An 18,262-nucleotide genomic window follows, 5' to 3' on the forward strand; every position below is an offset into this window, starting at 1 on the left:
CCCGAGTCCGGGCCGCTTGCCGTCGTGATCGAGCAGACCGAAACCCGACCGAACTCCACACCTGCCATCATGTCTCCCGGATGAATCTTCATTTCGCTGATCGCGCGGAATTATACCGACTGCCCTCCTCCGTTTCATCTTGCACCGCACCCGGTTCTGCATGACATAATCAAGGCGTTTGAGCACCTTCTGAACGAAGCCCGTCGCAGCCCGATCATCGACATGGCGTTCGTAACGATGTACAAGCGGCGCGAACTCGCCACCCTGGCAACCGGGGAGGCGTATCAGAATCCGGTGTTCGCAAGGGGGATGGTCGCGACCCTGGATGATCATCTTGCGTACATGAGCAGAAGATAAGGGGGCGCAATGTTGCGTTTTTTTCGTGCACTAGGAATGGCATGGGCTGCGATGTCAAACACGACGCGACTTGTCGTGGGGAGTGCAGCGTTTTTCGCGGCGGTCTCAATCGTCGGCAGCATTCAATCCCAACAAAGGGAAGAAGCGCAACTTGCCGAAGAGCGCCGCACTGAAGAAGCCACTAAGGACCGAGTGCAGGCCGAAAAATCCCGCCGCGCAGCTTTAACACCCGAGCAGCGCGCGGCCGAAGAAGCCGAGAAAGCGCGACTTACAAAGGAGAAGGAAGATGCTGCAGTTCGCGCGAAAGCTGCCGAAGATGCTCGCGTTGCGGAAGTCAAGCGCCAAGCCGCTGAAGCAGAGGCTAAGCGTAGCGACTGGACTTACAGCGACGCCGCCGACAAGGTCTCAGGCAAGACAATCAAGAATGCCGGGCTCCGCAGCGAAAATCTCGAATTTCTTGCGTTCCCATACTCTGGCGGAACGCGCGGAAATCTTCAGATCAGAAGACACCCAAGGTTCGGGACGGATGTGATTTTCTATACCTCCAATGGGCAAGTGCAATGCAACGCCTATTCTTCATGCAAGGTCCATCTTCGGGTTGACGACAAGCTGACCATGTCGTTAAGCGGCAACCCTCCTGAAGATCACGACCCTACGGTCGTGTTCCTCAACAAATCGGTGATTGGCACCCTTCGCAAGTCATCAAAGGTCGTCTTGACCGTCTCCATGTTTCAGGAAGGTGAGCGGTCATTCGAGTTTCGAACGCGGAATCTGGACTGGAAGTAGTGAGATGACCAATGATTGAATTCGTCGCATTCTGGATACTCATGGCTGGCGCCTGCGCCGTTGTGGCCGGCAGCAAGGGGCGATCGGTCATCGGCTGGCTATTGCTTGGCGCGCTGTTCAGCGCCGTCGCGCTCATCGTCGTCGCCGTCATGCCGTCGCTCAAGCCGGCCGTCGACGCGCCATCTGTCGAGACCCACAAGAAATGCCCGTTCTGCGCCGAGCAAGTCCGACGCGAGGCGATCGTCTGCAAGCACTGCGGCCGTGACTTGGCGCCACATGACGAGGCTCTGCGCCTCACTGGAAGTCCGGAAGGTGTTGCCTTGGTTGCTGCGGCAGAGGCTGGCAACTGGGGGAGTGTGTTTTCACTACTCAACGGTGGGGCCGATCCTAATGCGCTCGACAGCCAAGGAAGGACCGCGCTCGATGTCGCCGAATCACGGAAGGACGAACAGATCGCCAACCTGTTGCGATCGAAAGGCGCCGAACCCCTGCCCCATGACTGACACTCACCATCCTGCGCCGCCGAGGCCCGGCGAGGGGGCCGCGTTTCCAGTGAATTCCCTTGAATGATTGCTGTCGACGAAGCGCTGCGCCTCATGGGGATGCCGAAAAAAGTGTATGGCGCGCCGCAGTGGAGGTCCCGCATCAATCACGCGGGCCATGTCTTCCTGCAGGGGCAGTTCGAAGATGAGGATGGCGCGCTCATTGCCGGACTGTCGCTGCAGATCGAGATCAAGGCACCCATCATTATCCAGCGGTGCCTGTACCTCTTCACGCTGTTTTCCTTCCGGCACGGGGCCAAGCACCGGGCCTATCAGCTTGAGGTTGCCCCAACCAACAAGCGCACCCATAATTCACCGGAAGGTGCCCTTTTCGGCCCGCACGAGCATGTCGGCCCTCGCGTTGAAAAGGTCGATGCCGTAGGGTGCGGAGACTTCAACGGGGCCGCAGAGTATTTCGCGCAACGCTGCTCGATTGCGCGGCCTCTTCCGATTCCGACGCTTGAACTGCCATGAATTGCACCGCCCTCGCCCGCCAGTTTGCTTTCGACTGCACGCCTCTTACGGGCCTGCACGGCGAGCCGGTGTTCGAGTTGGGAACGCCGTTCTCGTTCGACGATGGCACTGCCATTTGTCTGTACGTGATCAACCGCGCGCCGCTTGTCGAGATCAACGACGAAGCGCTGGCGCTCCATCATTTGTCGGGAATGGGGCTCGATCCGTGGAACCCGCGGCGAATGACTGCGCTGCGCGAGCGGATTCACCCTTTCGGCGTAACGCTCTGCAACAACGGCGCCCTGTCTCTGCTCACCCAGGAAACCCAACTTGGATGGCATGTGCCGCGCTTCATCTCTGCAGAGCTTGCAGTCGCGCAGTGGGCGCGCGAGCAGATGGGGGGCACGGAAGAGTCGCGCAACCTGGCCGAAGAGGTCGAGATGTACCTGCGCGCCTGGCGCCCGCATGCCGACCTCATTCGCCATCCGCGCCAACGGGGCATCTCCGGCCACGAACATCAGTTCGATTTTCTGCAGAATGACGAGCTGATTGACGTCATTACGCCTCACCACAACGCAACCGGCGGTCTGATGCGCAAACTCGTCGACGTGCTGAATGCGGGCGACGAGAGCGCCCCAAAGGTTCGCGTTATCGTCGACGACCGCACTGACCCGGCCCGAGCGGGCATCGAAATGCAGATCATCGCCTCTCTGGCGAAAGCAATGCCGCTCTCCAAGCTCCTCGATCGAGTGCATTCCGGGTCAGCCTGACCTCGATACACGCTCATGACGGATTAGGTGACCCGCGCTGAGTTCGGCGCCGCGATGTCGAAGATCGACGCCCGGTTTGCGTCGGTCGAAGGTCGCATGGACTCGCTCAGAGATGCCGTGGCTGAGATGCGCACCGATCTTCACGAGATGGACGCCTCGATCAAGACGTGGATGCTCGGCACCGTGCTGGCCATCCTCGGCACGATGCTGGCCGCCATCTTCGGCATCGCCCAGATAATGAAGCCGTTCCAGCAGTCCGTCGCATCACAGCCGGCTCCGATCATCATCAACATCCCGCCATCACAGGCCGCGCCTCCCGCGCCTGCACAGTAAGCCAGCCTCTCGGCATCGGCCAGCCCGCCCCGCGCCTAGCCGGTACGGTAAGGTGTTGATGGTTTGTTGAAGGCCGCATCCTGCAAGGGATTGCGGCCTTTTCTATGCACGGAAAAAACTCCCGCGCATCAAACCCCCGAAAACAAAGGGCTGCCGGCACTTCGGCAGCCCTCAATCAACACCTTAAGTTACCGGCTAGGCCCCGCGCGGGCTTTTTTTACGCGACGAACGCCTCCATCGGCAGATGAAACCGCTCCGACAACGCCTTCACCTGGCGCAGGTTGAGGGATCGTTTCCCGGACAGCACTTCCGACACAACCGACTGAGAGCCCACTTCGGGTAAATCGGACTGGCGAATGCCGCGCTCTGCCATCAGTTGACGCAGGAATTCATGCGGTGCCATCGGCGGCCACGGATGTGCGCGCTCTTCGTACTCGCGGATGCGGTCCGCGACGATCGATAGCAGCCCGAAAACCGGATGTGATTCATTGCCGCCGAAGCGCTCGAACGCCTCGGCGACGAACGCCAGCAACGCCTCATAGTGCGACTCGTCGCGGACCGGCGCCCCCAGGCCGAGCGCATCACTCACGGCGGCCCACGACTCGATTACATCCGTCACGCTCATTTCCACTCTCCTTTGTCGTACTCGGCATGCGTCAGCACCGCCTTCACCCACAGCAACTGTGCAGCGAAGGCGATTGATGCGATCAAGCGGTACTTGTTGCCGCCGATGTTGAACACGAAGCGGTCTCCGACCTTATCGAGACTCCCGAAGGTCGCGCGAAGCGCCGAGAAACTGTCGTAACGCCCCTTTTCGACCAGATGCCGGAAAGCCTGCAGCGGCGCTTCCGCGTCTGGGTGGAGGGTTGCGAACTCACGCAGCGCCTTGTTTGAGCTCAGCTTCATGAAAATATTATATAGCAATTTGCGATATTACACCCCGGCGAGTCACGGCAGTTCGCGCACCCGCAGGTAACGAGGAAAACGCGGCAGGCCTTTCGCGGTGAGCTCGCGGTAACGGTAGGTCACGGTCGCGCCGATGGCCGGCGGGGCGCGCCGCTGCGCGTCGGAGAATCCGGTTCCGATGCGAAAGCGACGCCCGTCGGGCGTTTCGACTTCGAGCGCCCCGAGCATGCCCTGCAGCCGGCCCTTGCCCGGCCGATGCGCCACGACGCGCGCTTCGGCGTCCAGCCAAGGCGTCAGCTTCAGCAGCACAGCGCTGCGCCCGGCGACCCACGTCGCATCGGCGCGATGCAGCATCAGGCCTTCTCCACCGGCAGCGACGACACGCTCGAAGCGGCGCTGCAGCGCTGCGGCGTCGGCGACGCGAAACTGCTCGACTGCATTCAGCCACGATGGCCTACCGGCCGTGACTGCCCTGATCCTGGCGATGCGCTCGGTGAAGCTGCCGGGCGCTTGCGGCATCTCGAACACCATGTAGCGCACCTGCCGCCATTCGTCGTCGACCGGTTGCTGCTTGCGCACGACGCCCGACAGCTGCTCGAAGCTGCGCCGGCCGATCCACAACTCCCCGTCGAGCGCCTGGCGCGGCAACCCGTCAACGAACCATTGCGGCGCCGCGATCGGCTGCCCGCTGCGAAAGCGCAGCACCCGCCCGTCCCACAGGGCTCTCACGCCGTCGAGCTTTTCGCTGACCCAGTACGCTGCCGGATCGACGTCGGCGCGATAAACCATCGCGAGCGTCGCGGCAGGCCCGCTGGCCGTCTCGGCGGGTGCTGGCAGCGGCGATGCGAGCAACAAAACAGAAAGAAGCGTGGCAAGGACCTGCGACCGGAAGCTGTTTTCGCGGTTGACTCGGCCGATGCGGCGAAAACGGGAAAGCGACAGCGAGAACGGATTCATCGGGCGCGAGCCTCCGGGTTATGATGCGATTGGCATTTTACGGCCTTTCGCGCGTGACAGCACCGCGATCGGCGCCCGACGTTTTGGGGCCTCGTCCCTTCGCGCGCCCTGCAGAAACGCGCGGCGCGGAGGGGACGCCGATCACGCTTCGCCGCTACAATTCCTTCCCCGGATTCTCCGCCACCGCTCCCCCGCCCCTACCCCCGATGCAGCCCTCCGCCCTCCTCCTGCTCGGCCCCACCGCCAGCGGCAAGACCGCCTCCGCGCTGGCCCTGGCGCGCGTGCTGCCGATCGAGATCGTCAGTGTCGATTCAGCCCTCGTCTATCGCGACATGGACATCGGCACCGCAAAGCCCACCGCAGCGGAACGCGCCGCCTGCCCGCACCACCTGGTCGACATCGTGTCGCCCGAAGAAAGCTACTCGGCGGCGCACTTTCGTCGCGACGCGCTGCGGCTAATCGGCGAGATCCACGCACGCGGGCGCATCCCGCTGCTCGCCGGCGGCACGATGCTGTACTTCAAGGCGCTGCGCGACGGGCTGTCGGACCTGCCCGCTGCCGACGCCGACCTGCGCGCCGACATCGACGCCGCTGCGGCGCGCCTCGGCTGGCCGGCACTGCATGCGCAACTCGCACAGATCGATCCGGACGCCGCCGCGCGGCTCGACTCGGCCGACGCGCAGCGCATCCAGCGCGCGCTCGAGATCGTGCGTCTGACCGGACGGCCGCTCGCCGAAAGCTACGCCCGGCGCGAGGCCGCGGCGCTGCCGTTCCGCATGCTGCCGATCGCGCTCGTGCCGTCGGATCGCGCGGTGCTGCATGCACGCATCGAGCAGCGCTTCGACCAGATGCTCGCGGCCGGCCTGATCGACGAACTGCGTGCGTTGCGCGCGCGCTACACGCTCGACGCGACGCTGCCGTCGATGCGCTGCGTCGGCTACCGGCAGGTGTGGGAATATCTCGACGGCGGCGACGATTACGACACGATGCGCTTCAAGGGCATCGCCGCGACGCGCCAGCTCGCGAAGCGCCAGCTGACGTGGCAACGGCAGTTCCGCGACAGCTGGCCCGGGCTCGTCGAGCTCGACTGCCTGCGCCCGGACCTGACCAATGCTGTCAACACCGCCGCCGCACGCCTGCTCACCCGCTCACGGCATGCCGCGCACTAGCGCGACGCCGAACAGCCACACGACCGCGAGCGCATACGCCACGAGGCAGTAACGCAGGTTCGCGCGCGCGAGCCCGAGCGCCGGCAGCGCGAAGCGCCCTTGCAGCGACAGATGCACGCCAGCCATCGGGTTCAGTGCGAGGCCGATGCCCCAGCTCATCAGGAACATCAGCGCGAGCAGCAGCGGGTCGGGCGCGAGCGGCGCGAGCCACGCCGACGCGATGACGATCGTCACCACTGCGTGCACGCCGATCGCCGACAGCGCGATCATCAGCCCGAGCACGAGCGCCGCCTGCAGCGGGCCGAAACGCTCGAACGGCAGCCAGCCGGAATCGGTCTGCATCAACGCCTGCAGGCCGGTCGCCAACACGCCAGCGGCGAGGAACAGCATCAGCTCCCCCGACATCGCCGGCAGGCGCCGGTGGGCGTGATCGATGATGCGCTCGAGCCCGTCTCCCGCTCCGCTGCGCACGAACACCGCCGCCACGCTGATCGCCAGCGCCGCGCCGCTGATGATCGCCAGCGACGACCACGCCGGCAGCAGGAAATGCCCGGCGCTCACGATGCCGGTCAGCGCGAGCGGCAGCCACAGCGCCGACAGGCGCATCGGAAAACCGACGAAGTCGGGATCCTCGCCCGCTGCTGCCGGCGGCAGCGTCCGCCCCGCAACCCACACCAGCACCGCAGCCAGCGGAGCGCCGGCGAGCGCGACGTCGGCGAGGCGCGCGTGCGGCGCGTACGTCAGCGCGACAGCCATGGCGCCGAAGAACGGCGACCACAGCGCCGCGAGCATGAACGGGCGTGCGATCGCAGCGGCCTGCCGGGGCGACAGCCGCCCCGCCTGCGCGAGCCGCTCGGCAACGATGAAAATCACCGACATGTTGATGACGGCGCCGAAAACATGCACGCCGGCCATCGTCTGCCACAATGCGCGTCGCCCACGCGGAAGGGGCCGGTCATCGCCGTCCCCCATGCCGACGAGTTGCAGAAAGCTCACCGCGGCGAGCATGCCGAGCAGCGGCGTGTTCTTCGTCAGCAGGCCGCTCCACGAAGGGCTCTGGCCGCGCCACAGCGCAACCGCGAGCGCGACGGCGCCGAGCCCGGAAAGGATGATCGCGAAGCGGTGCTGCTTGTGGTCAAGGCGCGGCCACAGCGCGATTCCCGCACCCCACGCGGCGAGGCCGGCGGGCCAGGCCGGAAGGCCGGTGCGTGCGCCGTACGCGAGCGACAGCAGCACCAGTCCCATCATCAACCACGCAGCGAGAGCCGAACGCGGCCGCGAAAGGACTTGGTGAGGCTGCGAATGCGGCACTTATTCAGTCGCCACGACCGGCTGCTCGGCCTCGATGCGGGTGCGCTCGCGGCGGGCGAGGAGCGTATAGACGGTCGGCACGACGAACAGCGTGAACACCGTGCCGAGCAGCAGGCCGCCGACGATGACCCAGCCGATCTGCTGGCGGCTCTCGGCGCCGGCGCCGGTCGCGAGCGCGAGCGGAATCGAGCCGAGCACCATCGCTCCCGTCGTCATCAGGATCGGCCGCAGCCGCAGCACCGACGCGTCGATGACCGCCTCCGTCAGCGCGGCGCCGTCGTCGCGCAACTGGTTCGCGAACTCGACGATCAGGATGCCGTGCTTGGTGATCAGGCCGACCAGCGTGACGAGACCGATCTGGCTGTAGACGTTCAGCGTGCCGCCGGTGAAATACAGCGCCGCGAGCGCGCCGGTCATCGACAACGGCACCGTCAGCATGATGATGAACGGGTCGCGGAAGCTCTCGAACTGCGCCGCGAGAACGAGATAGATGAACGCCAGCGCGAGCACGAAAGTCAGCGCGAGGCTCGCCGAGCTGGTCTTGAATTCGCGTGACTGGCCGTCGTAGTCGATCGCATAGCCGGCCGGCAGCACGCGCGCGGCCGTCTGTTCGAGAAACGCCAGCGCTTCGCCGAGCGCAAGATCCGGCCCGAGGTTCGCCGAGATCGTCACCGAACGCCGCTGACCGAAATGATTGAGCTCGCGCGGGCTGACCGTCTCGCGCACCTGCACGAGGTTCGCGAGCGGCACCATCGCGCCGCTCTTGCCACGCACGTAGATCTCGCGGATATCGCGGGCAATGGCGCGGCTTGCCGCTTCGACCTGCACGATCACGTCGTACTGTTCGGCGTCCTTCTTGTAGCGCGTGACCTGCCGCCCGCCGAGCATCGTCTCGAGCGTGCGGCCGATTACGTCGACGGGAATGCCGAGGTCGGCCGCGCGGTCGCGATCGACGTCGACAGCGAGTTCCGGCTTCGTCAGCTTCAGGTCGGTGTCTGGCGACACGAAGCCCGGATGGCCGCCCAGCTCGTCGAGCATCCGTTCGGTGTAGCGCGCGAGTTCGTCGTACGACTCCGACGTCGTGATGACGAAGCTGACCGGGCGCGAGCGCGAACTCTGCCCGAACGCCGCCGGCAGTACCGGGAACGCGAGCAGCCCCGGCACCGCCGAGAGCTTCGGCCGCAGCTCGCCGGCGATCTCGGCGGCGCTGCGCTCGCGCTCGGCCCAGTCCGTGAAGCCGGCGAACGAGATTCCCTGGGACACCGTCGGGTTGCCGGAGATGACGAGGTAGCGGTCGACTTCCGGTGTCTGGGCGAAGATCGCCTCGACCTGTTCGGCGTAGCGCCCCATGAAGTCGATCGTCGCCCCTTCCGGTCCGGAAAAGATGCCGACGACGCGACCACGGTCTTCGACCGGCGCGAGTTCCGTCTTCAGCGTCTTGAGCAGCACGAGCGACGAGCCGGCGACGACGACGAACGCGAGCACCACGGCCCAGCGCATTTGCAGCGCGACGATCAGCGCGCGGCGGTAGCCGTTGGTCAGCCCGCCGAGGAACCGCTCGATCGCGTTGTAGAAACGCCCATGCCGCTGCTCGTGGCGCAGCAGCTTCGAGCACATCATCGGCGACAGCGTCAGCGCGACGAAGCCCGACACGATCACCGCGCCGGCGAGCGTCAGCGCGAACTCGGTGAAAAGCTTGCCGGTGCGCCCGGTCATGAACGCGACCGGCGCATAGACCGCGGCGAGCGTGATCGTCATCGCAACGACGGCGAAGCCGATCTCGCGCGCGCCGCGAAAAGCCGCCTGGACCGGCTCCATACCGTCCTCGACATGCCGGTAGATGTTCTCGAGCACGACGATCGCGTCGTCGACGACGAGGCCGATCGCGAGCACCAGCGCGAGCAGCGTCAGCGTGTTGATCGAGAAGCCGAACACCAGCATCAGCGTGAACGCGCCGACGAGCGACACGGGGATCGTCACCAGCGGCACCAGCATCGCGCGCCAGTTGCGCAGGAAGAAGAAGCAGATCACCGCGACCAGCAGCACCGCCTCCCAGATCGTCGCGAACACCGATGCGATCGAGCGTTCGATGAACACGGTCGTGTCGTTCGCGATGCTCATCGTCATGCCTTCGGGCAGTTCCGCCTCGAGCACCGGCATCATCTCGGCGAGGCCGCGCTTGAGGTCGAGCGGGTTCGCGACCGACTGCTTGATCAGGCCGAGCGACACCGCCGGCTTGCCCATGAAACGCACCAGCGTGCGCTCGCTCTGCGCGGCGACCTCGACGCGGCCAACGTCGCGGATGCGCACCGGGCGCCCGTCGGCCGTCCCGGGTTCGCGCACGACGACCGCCTCGAACTCCTGCGGTTCGTCGAGATCGGTCTGCGCGACGACGGCGAACTCGCGCTCGCGGCTTTCGATGCGCCCGGCCGGCAGCTCGACGTTCTGGCGCCGGATCGCGTCCTCGACGTCCTGCGGCGTGAGGTTGAACGCCGCAAGCCGGTCGCGGTCGAGCCAGATGCGCATCGAATAGCGGCGCTCGCCGAACACGCGCGCGTCGGCGGCGCCGGAGAGCGTCTGCAGCCGTGGCTTGACGATGCGGCTGGCGATGTCGCTCAGTTCTAGCGACGAGTGGCGATCCGACGAGAACGCGATCCAGATGATCGGGCTCGCGTCGGCCTCGACTTTCGCGATCACCGGCTCGTCGATGTCGTCGGGCAGCTGGCGGCGCGCGCGCGACACGCGGTCGCGCACGTCGGCCGCGGCGCTGTCGGCGTCGCGCTCGATGCGGAAACGGATCGTGATCTGGCTGCGCTCCTGGCGGCTGATCGACTGGATCACGTCGACGCCTTCGATCCCGGCGAGCGAATCCTCGAGCGGTTTCGTGACCTGCGACTCGACGATCTCGGCGCTCGCGCCGGTGTAGGTCGTATCGACGGTGACGACCGGTTCGTCGATGTTCGGGTACTCGCGCACCGTCAGGCGCGAATACGACATCAGCCCGACGAGCAGCACCAGCAGCGACAGCACTGTCGCGAACACCGGACGCTTGATACAGACCTCGGACAGGATCATCGCGTACCTCCGCTCAACCGGGTCCGTCGGCGGCCCCTGCCGAAGGCGCCTCGCCGGTCCCGTCCGCGCGCACGACGCGCACCGGCGCCCCGTCGCGCAGCTTGAGCTGGCCCGCCGTCACGACGACGTCGCCGGCCTGCAGGCCGCGCACGACTTCGACGCGCGTGCCGCGCCGTATGCCGGTCGACACCTCGACGCGCTGCGCCTTGCCGTCGACGACGCGATAGACGAACTGCACGTTGCCGGGCGCCGACACCAGCGCCTCCTCGGGCAGGATCGCGACGTCGGAGCGCTGCTGCAGGATCAGCCGCACGCGCGCGAACATTCCGGGACGCAGCCGCAGGCCTTCGTTCGGCAGTGTCGCGCGCATCACGACGGAGCGCCCCTGTTCATCGACGAGCGGGTCGATCGCGGCAACCCGCGCTTCGAAGCGCTGCTCGGGAATCGCGTCGGATGTGATTTCGAGCGTCTGCCCGGGGCGCACGCGCGCGAGATAGTTTTCCGGCAGGCGGAAATCGACTTTCAGCGTCGCGATGTCTTCGAGATTGACCAGGTCGTCGCCTTCCTTGACGTAGTCGCCGATGCTGACGTTGCGGATCCCGACGACGCCGGCGAACGGCGCGCGGATGCGGGTGCGCTCGAGGTGCGCTTCGACGAGCGCCATGTTCGCGCGCGCAACTTCGAGCTGCGAAGCGGCTTCGTCGCGCGCGGTGTGGCTGAGGAACTTGCGTTTGAAGAGATCGTCAGTGCGGCCGTAATTCGCCTCGGCGAGCGCGAGGTTCGCCTTCGCCTGCTGCACTTCGGCCTGCTGCACCGCTGCGTCGAGTTCGATCAGCACTTCGCCGCGCCGTACCGGCCCGCCTTCGCGAAACCGGATCGCGGCGATGCGTCCGGCGACTTCGGGCCGCAGCACGACCGATTCGTTCGAGCGCAGCGTGCCGACCGCAGTGACGTCGTCAGCGACCGTCTCGGACGTCACCGTGACGGTCTCGACACCGACCGGTTCGGCCCTGGCCACCGCCCCGGCTGCGCCGCCACTGCCCCGTTCTGCTGCGGGAGCCGCCCCCGCCGGCTGCGGCGCCGCCGGCGTGCGGTTCGCGTAATACGCGTAGCCTGCAAGCGCGGCGAGGCCGACGAGGCTGAGGGCGACGATCAGGCGACGAGGGGCGGGCATTGCGGCCGGCCTCAGCCGACCGTCGTCTGCGCCGCGCCTTCGGCCCGCGACTCGATCCGGCCGAGCCGATAGACGATTTCGCCTGCGGCCTCGAGGTTCTGCACTGCCGCGCCGGCCTGCGCCGCCGACACGATCACGACCATGCCGACGCCGCAATTGAACACACGATACATTTCCTGCGCGTCGACGTTGCCAGCGTCCCGGAGCCACTGGAACAGCGGCGGCAGCGTCCACGACGACACGTCGAGACGCGCGGCTAGGCCATCGGCGAGGATACGCGGCACGTTCTCGAGCAGGCCGCCGCCGGTGATGTGCGCCATCCCCTTGACGACGCCGGGGATCGCCTGCATCAGGCCGAGCATCGGCTTCACGTACAGGCGCGTCGGCTCGAGGATCACGTCGCGCAGCGGACGGCCGTGGAAGTCGGCATCGAGGTCCGGCTTGGCAAGGTCGATGATCTTGCGGATCAGCGAGTAGCCGTTCGAATGGGCGCCGCTCGACGCGAGGCCGAGGACGACGTCGCCCGGGACGATCCGCGATCCGTCGATGATCTCGGACTTCTCGACTGCGCCGACCGCGAAGCCGGCCAGGTCGTATTCGCCGTCCGGGTACATGCCGTGCATCTCGGCGGTCTCCCCGCCGATCAGCGCGCAGCCGGACAGCTCGCAGCCGCGCGCGATGCCACTGACGACCGCTGCCGCGGTATCGACGTCGAGCTTGCCGCAGGCGAAGTAGTCGAGGAAGAACAGCGGTTCGGCGCCCTGGACAAGGATGTCGTTGACGCTCATCGCGACCAGGTCCTGGCCGACGGTGTCGTGCCTGTTCAGCTGGAACGCGAGCTTGAGCTTCGTGCCGACACCGTCGGTGCCCGACACCAGCACCGGCTCGCGGTACTTTTTCGACAGCTCGAACAGCGCGCCGAAGCCGCCGATGCCGCCCAGCACTTCAGGGCGCATGGTGCGTTTGGCGAGCGGCTTGATGCGGTCGACGAGCGCGTCGCCGGCATCGATATCGACACCGGCGTCGCGGTAGGAAAGCGAAGGTTTCGGGGAGCTCAAGTGGGTTCCTCTGGCATGCGGAAGGCGGGGTTCGGCCGGACCCGGCGAGCGGGAAACTTGAGGCCGCAACGCCAAGTGGCTACATTTACGGGTTTCGCGGGTCGCTCCGGCACTTGCCGGGCATCCGCGCCAAGCTCGCGATTTTACTCGAAATGACCCAATCCCGCGCCGACCGTCTGCAATCCGCCGTGTGGGCCGGCGTCGCGCTTGCGCTCGTCGCGCTGCTCTACGCGCTCGGGCCGATCCTCGCGCCGTTCGTGATCGCGGCGGTGTTCGCATACATCTGCGACCCGGCGGTGAACTGGATGGTCCGGCGCCGCATCCCGCGCCCCCTCGCGGTGCTGCTGGTGATCCTCGGCCTGGGCGCGATATTGCTGCTGCTGCTGCTGATCCTCGCGCCGATGATCTATCGCGAGGCGATCGCGCTCGTCGGCCGCCTGCCGGACCTGATCGAGCTGCTCAATTCGCGCGTCGCACCGCGACTGATGGAGCGCTTCGGCATCGACTTGCAGCTCGATGCAGCGTTCGTGCGCACCTGGATCACCGAGAACTGGAGTACTGCGCAGGACCTGGTGCCGGTCATCCTCGGCCATCTGCGCCAAGGTGGCAGCGCATTGGTCGGCCTCGCGGCGCTTGTGCTGCTGATCCCGGTCGTGATGTTCTACCTGCTGCAGGACTGGCCGCACCTGGTCACGAACGTGCAGGCCATCATCCCGCGCCCGATGCTGCCGCGCACGCTGCGCATCTTCCACGACATCGACTCGGTGCTGTCGCAGTTCCTGCGCGGCCAGCTCTCGGTGATGCTGCTGCTCGCGGTGTTCTACAGCGTCGGCCTGTGGCTCGCCGGACTGAAGTTCGCGCTGCCGGTCGGCGTCATCACCGGCCTGCTCGTTTTCATCCCGTATGTCGGCTTCGGCGGCGGCCTGATCCTCGCGATCCTCACTGCACTGCTGCAGGCCGACGGCTGGTCGCCGCTGATCGGCGTCGCGATCGTGTACGGCCTCGGGCAGGCGATCGAGAGCTTCGTGCTGACGCCCTACCTCGTCGGCGAACGCATCGGCCTGCATCCGGTTGCGGTGATTTTCGCGCTGATGGCGTTCGGCCAGCTGTTCGGCTTCGTCGGCGTGCTCGTCGCGCTGCCGGCGAGCGCGGCGATCCTCGTCGGCTTGCGTGAACTGCGCGCTGCGTGGCTCGCGAGCCGCCTCTACCGCGGCGACCCCGAATCGCGCATCGAGGAGATCGGCAAGTGAAGCAGCTCGTGCTCGACATCCGCCCCGATGCGCCGCCGACGCTCGACAACTTCGTCGTCGGCAGTAACGACGAACTGGTCGCCGCGCTCGACGCAATCGGACCACGCGCCGCTCACCTGTATCTTTGGGGCCCCCCGGGCAGCGGCCGCAGCCATCTGTTGCGCGCGGCGGTCGCCCGCGCGCACGTGGCAGGCCGTCCGGCCCTCTATGTCCCGGCCGCCGAAGCGGGTGACGAACTGCCGCAGACCGGCGGGGCGCTGCTCGCGGTCGACGACGTCGAGGCACTCGACGCAGCGGCGCAGGTGGCGCTGTTCAACGCATTCAACCGCGCGCGCGGTAACGGCCAGACGCTGCTCCTGGCCGGCGCGGCCGCCCCGCTGCAGCTTGCAGTGCGCGAGGATCTGCGTACCCGCGTCGGCCAGTGCCTGGTCTATGAAGTCCGCCCGCTCGACGATGAAGCGCGCGCGGCGATCCTGCGCACGCTCGCCGAGCGTCGCGGGCTGCCGCTCGCCGACGAAGTGACCGATTTCCTGCTGCGCCATGGCCGCCGCGACCTGCCGAGCCTGCTCGCGGTGCTCGATGCGCTCGACACCGCGTCGCTCGAACGCAAGCGTGCCGTCACGCTGCCGCTGCTGCGCGAGATGATCCACGCCGGACTCGACATATGAGCCCGGGCGCGCATCCTCGCGTCGCGCCCGGCACGCCTGCTGCCCCCGACCGATCCGGACCCCGGACCCCATTCAAGGAAACCCGCTTGGACCTCGTACTTTTCGACCTCGACAACACGCTGCTCGATGGCGACTCCGACTTCGCATGGGCGCAGTTTCTCATCGCCAAGGGCGTGCTCGACCGCGAAGTGCAGGAAGCGAAGAACATCGGCTTCTACGAGCAATACAAGGCCGGCACGCTCGACATCTTCGAGTTCCTCGACTTCCAGCTCGCTCCGCTCGCGCGCCATCCGCGCGCGCAGCTCGACGCGTGGCACCGCGAATTCATGGCGACGGCCGTCGCACCCATGATCACCCACAAGGCCCGCCGGCTGGTGCGCGAACAGCTCGACCGCGGCGCGCTGGTCGCGGTCGTCACGGCGACAAACAGCTTCGTCACCGGCCCGATCGTGCGCGAATTCGGCATCGCCCATCTCATCGCGACGATTCCGGCGCAGGAACATGGCGCCTTTACCGGCAAGCCGCGCGGCACTCCGGCGTTCAAGGCGGGCAAGATCGAGCGTGTCGACAGCTGGCTCGAGTCGATCGGCCTGTATCACGGCAGCTTCTCTCGCTCGTGGTTCTACAGCGACTCGCACAACGACCTGCCGCTGATGGCGCGCGTCACCGATCCGGTCGCCGTCGACCCCGACGACACGCTGCGCGTGCATGCGCTCGGCAAGGGCTGGCCGGTCATCTCGCTGCGGTAAGGTGGCAGCAGTGCCCTGCAAGGCCTGCGCATCGGTTATGATTGCACGCTTATGTTGACCGCTCCGCCCTCTTTCCAATGATCCGCAAGCTGCTGCGCAAAGTCTTCCAGCGCGCCGCGCTGCCAGTCGTGAATACCGAACCCGCGCTGATTCCCGTCGCTCAGCATGGCGTTCGCCGCGAGCAGCTCTCGCCGGTCGCGCGCAAGGTCTGCACCGTGCTCCAGGAACACGGCCACAAGGCCTTCGTCGTCGGCGGCGCAGTGCGCGATCTCCTGGTCGGCCACCCGCCGAAAGACTACGACGTCGCGACGAGCGCGACGCCGGAGGAAGTCCGCGCGCTGTTCCGCCGCTCGCGCATCATCGGCCGCCGCTTCAAGATCGTGCATGTCATGAGCGGGCCGGAGACGATCGAAGTGTCGACGTTTCGCGCGAGCCAGGTTGCCGAGAGCACTGAAACCGACGAACACGGCCGGGTGCTGCGCGACAACGTCTTCGGCTCGCAGGCCGAGGACGCGACACGGCGCGACTTCACCGTCAATGCGTTGTACTACGATCCGACGACCGAGCAGATCGTCGATTATCACCACGGCGTCGCCGACCTGAAGCAGAAAACGCTGCGCATCATCGGCGACCCGCGCGCGCGTTACCGCGAAGACCCGGTGCGGATGCTGCGCGGCGTGCGGCTCGGCGCCAAGCTCGGCCTGACGCTCGACCCTGCCGCGCGCCACCCGATCCGCGAGATGGCGTCGCTGCTCGAAAACGTGCCGGCCGCACGGCTCTTCGACGAAATGCTGAAGCTGCTGTTCTCCGGGTACGCGCTGAAATGCCTCGAACAGCTGCGCGAGGAAGGCCTGCACCACGGCCTGCTGCCGCTGCTCGACGTGATCCTCGAACAGCCGATGGGCGAACGCTTCGTCAGGCTCGCGCTCGAGAATACCGACGAGCGCGTGCGCCAGGACAAGTCGGTATCGCCGGGCTTCCTGTTCGCGACGCTGCTGTGGCACGAAGTGCTTGGCGCGTGGGAAACGCGCAAGCGCAACGGCGAGCACACCCAGCCCGCGCTGTTCGCAGCGATGGACGACGTGCTCGAAGCGCAGGCCGGCAAACTCGCGATCACGCGCCGCATCGTCGGGGACATCAAGGAAATATGGGCGCTGCAACCGCGCTTCGACAAATGCAGCGGCAAGACGCCCTACCGCCTCATCGAACAGCCGCGTTACCGGGCAGCATGGGACTTCCTGCGCTTGCGCGCGCAGTCGGGCGAAATCGACCTGGCGCTCCCCGAATGGTGGGACCGGTTCGCACATGCGGGTCACGACGCGCGCGAAGCCCTGCTCGCCGAGGCAACCGGCCGCGGCGAAGCGCCCGAGCGCAAGCGGCGGCGCCGCCGGCGCAAGCCGGCCGAGGCCGACACCGCCGCCGTCGACGCATCATGAAACGATCCGGCCCCGGCCGGACCGGCGCCACGCACGCTCCTGTGCGCGCTTTCGTCGCGCTGGGCTCGAACCTCGGCCAGCCGGTCGCGACGCTCCGGACTGCATTCGAGGCCCTCGACAGGTTGCCCGACACCCGCGTCGTCGCCCGTTCGGCGCTGTACCGCACCGCCCCGGTGGGTGTGCGCGGGCAGCCGGACTTCTTCAACGCGGTCGCTGCGCTCGACACGGCACTGCCCGCGCGGGCGCTGCTCGACGCCTTGTTCGCCATCGAGGCGCAATTCGGCCGCACCCGGGCATATCCGCAGGCGCCACGGACGCTGGACCTCGACCTGCTGCTCTACGACGACGGCACCGTCACTGAACCCGGACTCGAAATCCCGCATCCGCGCATGCACCTGCGCGCTTTCGTGCTCGTCCCCCTCGCGGAAATCGCTCCGGCGGCGACGATCCCGGGCCGCGGGCGCGTCGCCGACCTCCTGCCAGGAGTACGCGACCAAACAATTGAAAGGCTGCCGGACTGACGCCTCCGATGAAGATTGACTGCCTTTGGGCCGCGTTGTATATGCTTGGTGCGGTATATTTCATTTTCCGCAACTAGAGACGGGTCCGGCACATGCTCGACAAGGCGCGCTACATCGTCATCGAAGGGCCGATCGGCGCCGGCAAGACCTCGCTCGCGCGCCGGCTCGCGGAGCGGCTCGATGCCGATACGGTGCTCGAGCAGCCGGAGCAGAACGCGTTTCTCGGGCGTTTCTATCAGGACCCGCAACGCTGGGCGCTGCCGACCCAGCTGTCCTTCCTGTTCCAGCGCGTCGACCAGCTTGCTGCGCTGGCCGAACGCGCCGACGCGCACCCGCGCATCGTATCGGACTTCATTCTCGACAAGGATCCGCTGTTCGCGACGCTCAATCTCGCCGACGACGAACTGGCGCTCTACCGCCGGATCTTCGACAGCATGCAGCCGGCCGCAGTGCGGCACCCCGACCTCGTGATCTATCTCCAGGCGAAACCCGAGACGCTGGTCGAACGTATCCGGCGCCGCGGCGTGGAAAGCGAACGCCGCATCACCGAACGTTACCTGGAACAGGTCGCCGAGCGCTACGCGCGGTTCTTCTACGATTACGACGCAGCGCCGCTGTTCGTCGTCGACGCCGAGATCCTCAACCCGGTCGAGCAGGACGATGACTTCGAGCTTCTGCTCGACCGGCTGCGCAACATGCGCGGCTACCGCGAGTTCTTCGGCTACGCCGGCTGACCGCCTCGTCGCC

At 66.7% G+C, this 18,262-nt stretch carries 20 protein-coding genes; 13 read left to right on the top strand and 7 right to left on the bottom strand.

Translation table 11 applies throughout. The features are described 5' to 3' along the window. Positions 1 to 222: 222 nt before the first annotated feature. The 6 genes from EBN1_RS19920 (at position 223) to EBN1_RS19945 (ending at position 3,241) form a co-directional block, all read left to right on the top strand. Complete coding sequence (locus tag EBN1_RS19920) at positions 223 to 357, top strand: hypothetical protein (protein WP_277813117.1); 135 nt, start codon at positions 223 to 225, stop codon at positions 355 to 357. A gap of 51 nt (positions 358 to 408) precedes the next feature. Further along, positions 409 to 1,143, top strand: coding sequence for a cell envelope integrity TolA family protein (locus tag EBN1_RS19925; RefSeq protein WP_041646631.1), 735 nt, complete (start codon positions 409 to 411; stop codon positions 1,141 to 1,143). A gap of 11 nt (positions 1,144 to 1,154) precedes the next feature. Next, positions 1,155 to 1,646: a hypothetical protein gene (locus EBN1_RS19930; protein WP_049780323.1), complete on the top strand. Its 492-nt coding sequence runs from the start codon at positions 1,155 to 1,157 to the stop codon at positions 1,644 to 1,646. A gap of 63 nt (positions 1,647 to 1,709) precedes the next feature. Next, the gene (locus tag EBN1_RS19935; RefSeq protein WP_049780324.1) at positions 1,710 to 2,159 is read left to right on the top strand and encodes a hypothetical protein; all 450 of its coding nucleotides are present in this window, start codon (positions 1,710 to 1,712) and stop codon (positions 2,157 to 2,159) included. Positions 2,160 to 2,227: 68 nt separating this feature from the next. Then, the gene (locus EBN1_RS19940; RefSeq protein ID WP_162014372.1) at positions 2,228 to 2,908 is read left to right on the top strand and encodes a DUF1828 domain-containing protein; all 681 of its coding nucleotides are present in this window, start codon (positions 2,228 to 2,230) and stop codon (positions 2,906 to 2,908) included. 54 nt (positions 2,909 to 2,962) lie between these two features. Further along, on the top strand, positions 2,963 to 3,241 hold the full coding sequence (locus EBN1_RS19945; protein ID WP_157866662.1) for a hypothetical protein: 279 nt from the start codon (positions 2,963 to 2,965) through the stop codon (positions 3,239 to 3,241). 217 nt (positions 3,242 to 3,458) lie between these two features. On the opposite strand, the gene EBN1_RS19950 is transcribed toward EBN1_RS19945, so the two are convergent. Genes EBN1_RS19950 through EBN1_RS19960 form a run of 3 tightly spaced genes read right to left on the bottom strand, consistent with a single transcriptional unit; the run spans position 3,459 to position 5,104 of the window. Then, positions 3,459 to 3,866, bottom strand: a complete 408-nt coding sequence (locus EBN1_RS19950) for a helix-turn-helix domain-containing protein (protein WP_011239792.1) — start codon at positions 3,864 to 3,866, stop codon at positions 3,459 to 3,461. Further along, on the bottom strand, positions 3,863 to 4,147 hold the full coding sequence (locus EBN1_RS19955; protein WP_041646633.1) for a type II toxin-antitoxin system HigB family toxin: 285 nt from the start codon (positions 4,145 to 4,147) through the stop codon (positions 3,863 to 3,865). Before EBN1_RS19955 ends, EBN1_RS19950 begins: the two co-directional genes overlap by 4 nt. 42 nt (positions 4,148 to 4,189) lie before the next feature. Further along, complete coding sequence (locus EBN1_RS19960; protein WP_011239794.1) at positions 4,190 to 5,104, bottom strand: DNA ligase; 915 nt, start codon at positions 5,102 to 5,104, stop codon at positions 4,190 to 4,192. A 206-nt stretch (positions 5,105 to 5,310) separates the two neighbouring features. On the opposite strand from EBN1_RS19960, the gene miaA reads away from it, so the two are divergent. Then, the gene (gene miaA, locus EBN1_RS19965; protein ID WP_041646634.1) at positions 5,311 to 6,273 is read left to right on the top strand and encodes a tRNA (adenosine(37)-N6)-dimethylallyltransferase MiaA; all 963 of its coding nucleotides are present in this window, start codon (positions 5,311 to 5,313) and stop codon (positions 6,271 to 6,273) included. On the opposite strand, the gene EBN1_RS19970 is transcribed toward miaA, so the two are convergent. The 4 genes from EBN1_RS19970 to purM all read right to left on the bottom strand — a co-directional run bounded on the left by EBN1_RS19970 (position 6,253) and on the right by purM (position 12,891). Further along, on the bottom strand, positions 6,253 to 7,521 hold the full coding sequence (locus EBN1_RS19970; RefSeq protein ID WP_041646635.1) for a hypothetical protein: 1,269 nt from the start codon (positions 7,519 to 7,521) through the stop codon (positions 6,253 to 6,255). The genes miaA and EBN1_RS19970 overlap by 21 nt on opposite strands. 63 nt (positions 7,522 to 7,584) lie before the next feature. Beyond that, complete coding sequence (locus EBN1_RS19975) at positions 7,585 to 10,659, bottom strand: efflux RND transporter permease subunit (RefSeq protein WP_011239797.1); 3,075 nt, start codon at positions 10,657 to 10,659, stop codon at positions 7,585 to 7,587. 13 nt (positions 10,660 to 10,672) lie between these two features. Then, complete coding sequence (locus EBN1_RS19980) at positions 10,673 to 11,833, bottom strand: efflux RND transporter periplasmic adaptor subunit (RefSeq protein WP_011239798.1); 1,161 nt, start codon at positions 11,831 to 11,833, stop codon at positions 10,673 to 10,675. 11 nt (positions 11,834 to 11,844) lie between these two features. After that, on the bottom strand, positions 11,845 to 12,891 hold the full coding sequence (gene purM, locus EBN1_RS19985) for a phosphoribosylformylglycinamidine cyclo-ligase (protein WP_011239799.1): 1,047 nt from the start codon (positions 12,889 to 12,891) through the stop codon (positions 11,845 to 11,847). Between the two features lie 152 nt (positions 12,892 to 13,043). Here purM and EBN1_RS19990 point away from each other — a divergent pair, with 152 nt between their 5' ends. From EBN1_RS19990 to EBN1_RS20015, 6 genes are all read left to right on the top strand, one after another. Then, a complete protein-coding gene (locus EBN1_RS19990; protein WP_041647705.1) occupies positions 13,044 to 14,141 on the top strand; it encodes an AI-2E family transporter in 1,098 nt (365 codons plus the stop codon). Continuing rightward, entirely contained in the window at positions 14,138 to 14,809 is a 672-nt protein-coding gene (hda, locus tag EBN1_RS19995) for a DnaA regulatory inactivator Hda (protein ID WP_011239801.1), read from the top strand. The genes EBN1_RS19990 and hda overlap by 4 nt, the downstream gene beginning before the upstream one ends. Before the next feature lie 86 nt (positions 14,810 to 14,895). Next, on the top strand, positions 14,896 to 15,558 hold the full coding sequence (locus EBN1_RS20000) for a histidinol-phosphatase (protein WP_011239802.1): 663 nt from the start codon (positions 14,896 to 14,898) through the stop codon (positions 15,556 to 15,558). Between the two features lie 77 nt (positions 15,559 to 15,635). After that, complete coding sequence (gene pcnB / locus EBN1_RS20005) at positions 15,636 to 16,994, top strand: polynucleotide adenylyltransferase PcnB (RefSeq protein WP_011239803.1); 1,359 nt, start codon at positions 15,636 to 15,638, stop codon at positions 16,992 to 16,994. Next, on the top strand, positions 16,991 to 17,515 hold the full coding sequence (folK, locus tag EBN1_RS20010; protein WP_011239804.1) for a 2-amino-4-hydroxy-6-hydroxymethyldihydropteridine diphosphokinase: 525 nt from the start codon (positions 16,991 to 16,993) through the stop codon (positions 17,513 to 17,515). The genes pcnB and folK overlap by 4 nt, the downstream gene beginning before the upstream one ends. Before the next feature lie 92 nt (positions 17,516 to 17,607). After that, positions 17,608 to 18,249, top strand: a complete 642-nt coding sequence (locus tag EBN1_RS20015; protein ID WP_011239805.1) for a deoxynucleoside kinase — start codon at positions 17,608 to 17,610, stop codon at positions 18,247 to 18,249. Positions 18,250 to 18,262 lie beyond the last annotated feature (13 nt).

This window comes from Aromatoleum aromaticum EbN1 (assembly GCF_000025965.1).
GTDB classification, from domain to species: Bacteria; Pseudomonadota; Gammaproteobacteria; order Burkholderiales; family Rhodocyclaceae; genus Aromatoleum; species Aromatoleum aromaticum.